Source organism: Micromonospora phytophila (assembly GCF_023656545.1).
In the GTDB taxonomy this organism is placed as follows: domain Bacteria; phylum Actinomycetota; class Actinomycetes; order Mycobacteriales; family Micromonosporaceae; genus Micromonospora; species Micromonospora phytophila.
Genome location: NZ_JAMOKF010000626.1, coordinates 1 through 1,057 on the forward strand (window position 1 = coordinate 1; position 1,057 = coordinate 1,057).

The 1,057-nt window shown below is 74.0% G+C and carries 1 protein-coding gene and 1 pseudogene; both read right to left on the reverse strand.

Annotated features, from left to right (window positions below; genetic code table 11):
- A partial coding sequence (locus tag NCC78_RS31875) for a hypothetical protein (protein ID WP_250799192.1) occupies positions 1 to 722 on the reverse strand: 722 nt, incomplete at its 3' end.
- 106 nt (positions 723 to 828) lie between these two features.
- Positions 829 to 1,057 (reverse strand): annotated as a pseudogene (locus NCC78_RS31880) (polyamine aminopropyltransferase); the annotation flags it as partial.

The following is a 1,057-nucleotide window of genomic DNA, read 5'->3' on the forward strand; positions in this document are numbered from 1 at the left end:
GGCGCGGACGGCGGCTGGCCGCCCGGCGCCGGGTAGCCCGGCTGCCCCGGCGGCTGCGGGTAGCCCGGGGCCTGCGGGTAGCCCGGCTGGCCGCCGCCGGCCTGCGGGTAGCCCGGGTAGGACGCACCGGGGACCGGCGGCTCCCACTGCGGCTTCGGCTTGCGGAAGAACTCGTTGGCCTTGGGGAGCGCCAGCAGGATCAACGCGGCGAGCAGCGAGAGCAGGGCGACGACCCCGAGCAGGGTGGTGACCGGCCCCACCCAGGACGGCAGCGCCTCGTCGAGGCGACGCTGGACCTCCTGCGGGGTGGGCCCGTCGCCACCGGTCGTCCCGGTGGGACCACCGAGGCCACCCGCCAGGCCGCTCAGGAGGCTGCCGCCGGTGCAGCAGACGAGGATGCCGCCCAGGATCCAGGTGGCGATCCGCGACCCGTTGCTGCCCCGGTTGTTGAACAGGCCCAGCACGGCCAGCGCCACGGCGAGCAGCAGAGCGAGGATGCCGCCACCGATCGTCGCGGCGATGGCGAAGTCCGCCACGTTCTGGGTGCCGTTGGCGGAGGTGCCGCGGTAGAGGTCGTCGAGCGCCTCCCGCAGCTTGCCCACCGTGGACAGTGAGACGATGAGGGTGATCAACTGGATGATCGCGAACAGGATCAGCAGATAGGTGGAAACGGTCACCACACCCGGCCGGGTACGAGCCGGTGCGTTCTGGGAATCGGCCATGATTCTCCTTCCCTGGATCGGGTCACACCGTATCGACAACCGGCCAACCCGGCATGCCACCCGGACCCGGACCCGCCGGGCCGGTGTGTCAGCCGTGACGGGCGGCCTAGTAGCCGCGCCACTCCGCGCGGGCGTATTCGAGCACCCTCGGCTGCAACAGTGTGGAGGCCGGCACGTCGACCCGACGCCGGTCGGCGGGGAAGGCCCCGGCCGCGGCCAGCGTCGCGGCGTCGAGGAAGCGCAGCGCCGGCGCGGCGGCGGGCAGGGCCAGCGCGGGCGCGGTCGCGCCGGGGGCGGCGAGCAGGAAGCCCCAGTCGCCGAAGGAGGGCACGTCC